Here is a 3445-nt window from a genome sequence, read left to right as displayed (position 1 = left end):
GGGAAGGGTTTCATGGACATCACTCCTGAACGCCGCCCCCGGCCAGCTGGCTCCACCCTGCCTCGCGCCGCCGAACCCGTCCATGGGGCGCATCCCGGGCCGTGGCCCGTCGCCATTTGCGTCGAACGGGGCTAGATCGACGGTGGGCTGAACGGGGACGGATGATGAAGCGTCAGGGGTTGTGGCTGCTGCTGGCCGCCAGCGCGGTGGTTCTGGGCGCGTGTTCGACGACCGCGCCGCCGATGTCGATGACCGCTCAAAAGGCCGCGCCGGCCCCCGACGGCATGAAGTGGAACGCCTTCGCCACGCCGGAAAAGGAACAACGGCTGGCCTACGGCCTGCCCGACAGCGACGTGGTCGGGATCATCTTCTCCTGCGCCCGAAAGACGCCCGCCATCGGGTTTCACACGAACCTGGCCCATGGCAAGGCAGGGCCCGGAACGGTGCGTCTCCAGTCCGGCAAGGCGCAGGGCCGCTATGCCGTCAAACTGTCCTCGTCCGAGATGACCGGAGGTTGGGAGGCAGTCGGCCAAATCCCGCTGGGCGACGTGGTGCTGGCCGCCTTCGAGAAGACGGGCCTGATCAACCAGGTCGAGGACAGGGCCTATCCGCAGGACGCCCGCACGGCGGCCGAGCGGGCCGCCATCAAGCGCTTCTTCGGCTTCTGCCGGGGCTGATCCACGCTCGTCCGTGCCCCTCGCTTTTCAGGCGAGGACCTTTCGGTTGACGCCCGACGAGGGCGCCTTCAAATGAGGACGCCCGCGTCGGGGTGCACAAACGGTCGCGACCCACGAGATGGACGACCACGCCGCCTTTTTGCAGAGAGTCGAGGCCCTGCGCGTCGGGGTGGACCGACGGCTGGCTGAGCTGGCGCCGCCCGTGGGCTCGGCGCCCGACAAGTTGGTCGAGGCGGTGCGCTACTCGCTGCTGGCGCCCGGAAAACGCTTCCGCCCGATGGTGACCCTGCTGGCCGCCGCCGAGTTCGGCGCGCCCGAAGGGGCGGCCCTGGACGTGGCCTGCGCGTTCGAGATGATCCACGCCGCCTCGCTGATCCTCGACGACCTGCCGGCGATGGACGACGCGGGACTGCGGCGCGGTCTGCCGACCATCCACCGCGCCTTCGACGAGGCCACGGCGATCCTGGCCGGGGTCGGCTTACTGAACCAGGCTTACGCCGTGATCGCCGCCGACCAGGGCGTGCCGGCCTCGCTGCGCGCCGAGCTGGCCGGCCGCGCGGCCCAGGCCGTGGGCTTTTCGGGCCTGATCGCCGGCCAGGCCCGCGACCTGTTCGACCGCGACCAGCTACGCGATCCGGCCGCGCTGGACCGCCTCAATCACGAGAAGACCGGCGTGCTGATCATCGCCGCCGCCCAGGGCGGGGCGATCGTCGCCGGGGCGCCCGAAGCGGGGGTCGAGGCGATGGGCGTCTTCGCGCGCCACATCGGCCTGGCCTTCCAGATTCGCGACGACCTGATCGACGCCCAGGGCTCGACCGAGGCGGCCGGCAAGGACGTGGGCAAGGACGCGGCCATGGCCACGGTGGTCTCCACCCTGGGTCTGACGGGCGCCCGACAGGTCATGGACGAGCACTTGGCCAAGGCCTCCGGCGCCCTGGCCCGGGTCGGCTGCGGCGATCTTCTGGGCCGTTACGTCGGCGACCTCTTTGCACGGCGCAAGGCGGCGGCGTGACCGCCGAGCCCGTCCTGACGGTGAGCGGCGCGGTCCACGCCTATGGCGGCAAGCCTGCCTTGCGCGGTGTCGACCTGGTGCTGCGCCCCGGCGAGATCTACGCGCTGCTGGGCCCCAACGGGGCAGGCAAGACCACCCTGATCCGCGCCATCTGCGGCCGCATCCGGCCTGACCAAGGCGTGGTTCTGCTGAAGGGGCGCGACCCCACCCGCGTGGCGGGCGCGCGGGCCGGCCTGGGGCTGGTCCCCCAGGAGATCGCCCTCTATCCGAACCTGACGGTGGCCGAGAACATCCAGACCTTCGCCGCCCTGGCCGACGTGCCGCGCGCGGGCGTGGCGGCGGCCGTGCGYCGCGCCCTGGAGCTGACCCGGACGATCGATCGCGCCCACGTGCCGATCAAGCACCTGTCGGGCGGCTACAAGCGCCGGGCCAACATCGCCGCCGCCATCGTCCACGAACCCAGCCTGCTGATCCTGGACGAGCCGACCGTCGGCGTCGATCTGGACGCCCGCGAGGCGCTGGACGCCGTGATCCGGGGGCTGCGCGACCTGGGCGTGGCGGTGCTGATGACCACCCACGACCTGGACCAGGCCGCCGCCCTGGCCGACCGCGTCGGCTTTCTGCGGGAAGGCCAGCTGGTGCTGGAAGGTCAGCCCCACGCCCTGATCGCCGAGGCGTTCGGCGAGCGGATGGAGGTTCAGGTCCACCTGACGGGGGAGGTCGACGCCGCCGGCGAGGTTTGCCTGATCGCCGAGGGGCTGGAGCCGACGGGGCGATCGACGGTCTGGACGCGGCTGGACGCCAACGGCTACGCGGCGGCGGCAAGGCTGGACAAGCGCCTGCGCAAGGCGGGGCTGACGCCGCGCGAGATCCGGGTGCGCGAGCCGTCCCTGGCCAATCTGTTCAGCCTGGTGGCCGACCGGAAGCTGGCGGCGTGATGCTTGCTCTTGGAAGAGGGGCCTTCTGGAAGATCGCCGCCATGGTGCGGGTGATGGCGCTGGACCTGTGGCGCGATCGCGGCGCCCTGCTGATGACCTTCCTGCTCCCGCCGCTGGTGTTCCTGATCTTCTCCTCGGTGTTCGCCGGGACGACGGGCGACGACATTCAATTGAAGCTGGCGGTGGCCGACACGGCCCGCACGGCGGACTCGGGCCGGCTGGCGGCGGCGCTGGTTCGCTCGCCCGAGGTCCGCGCCGAGACGGCGGCGACGGCCGACGAGGTGCGGCGGCGGGTCAAGGCCGGGCAGGCCGACGCCGGCCTGGTGATCCGGGCCGATCCGGCCTCGGCYGACAAGCCGTTCCTGATCGTCGCCGACCCCAGTCGCGCCGTCGCCGCGCCCCTGGCCCAGGCCCGGGTGCAGCAGGTTCTGGCCGACGCCCTGCCGGACGTCACCTTGCGCCGCACGCTCAGCCAGTTGGAGCCGGCGCTGGGCGGCTACACCGACGAGCAGGCCGAGAACGCCGAAAGCGCCGCGGCCCTGATGCGCGAGACGCCCACCCACGACGACGGCGGTTTCTTCGAGCGCGAGGCGATCAAGAACGCCAAGACCGGCGGCGGGGTGATCGCCTACTACGCCGGGGCGGTGATGATCCTGTTCGCCCTGTTCTCGGCCATGCAGGGGGCGCTGGGCCTGATGAATGAGCAAAGCACCGGCGTGGCGGACCGCCTGCTGGCCGGCACGGCGGGCATGGGCCCGGTGGTCAGCGGCAAGTTCCTGTTCCTGATCGGCCAGGGCGTGGCTCAGGCCCTGCTGAGC

4 protein-coding genes are annotated in these 3445 nt (G+C 71.7%); all 4 read left to right on the top strand.

Going from position 1 to position 3445, the window contains the following annotated elements; translation table 11 throughout:
- Positions 1 to 161 precede the first annotated feature (161 nt).
- A complete protein-coding gene (locus AC1DZ6_RS21735; protein WP_477099207.1) occupies positions 162 to 677 on the top strand; it encodes a hypothetical protein in 516 nt (171 codons plus the stop codon).
- 118 nt (positions 678 to 795) lie between these two features.
- Positions 796 to 1689, top strand: coding sequence for a polyprenyl synthetase family protein (locus AC1DZ6_RS21730; protein WP_477099206.1), 894 nt, complete (start codon positions 796 to 798; stop codon positions 1687 to 1689).
- Complete coding sequence (locus tag AC1DZ6_RS21725; protein WP_477099205.1) at positions 1686 to 2627, top strand: ABC transporter ATP-binding protein; 942 nt, start codon at positions 1686 to 1688, stop codon at positions 2625 to 2627. The genes AC1DZ6_RS21730 and AC1DZ6_RS21725 overlap by 4 nt, the downstream gene beginning before the upstream one ends.
- A partial coding sequence (locus AC1DZ6_RS21720) for an ABC transporter permease (RefSeq protein WP_477099208.1) occupies positions 2627 to 3445 on the top strand: 819 nt, incomplete at its 3' end. The genes AC1DZ6_RS21725 and AC1DZ6_RS21720, both read left to right, overlap by 1 nt.

The organism is Caulobacter sp. P1_B12_2 (genome assembly GCF_056406675.1).
Note: the sequence above shows the minus strand (reverse complement) of the source record. Positions and strands in the feature narration are given on the sequence as shown.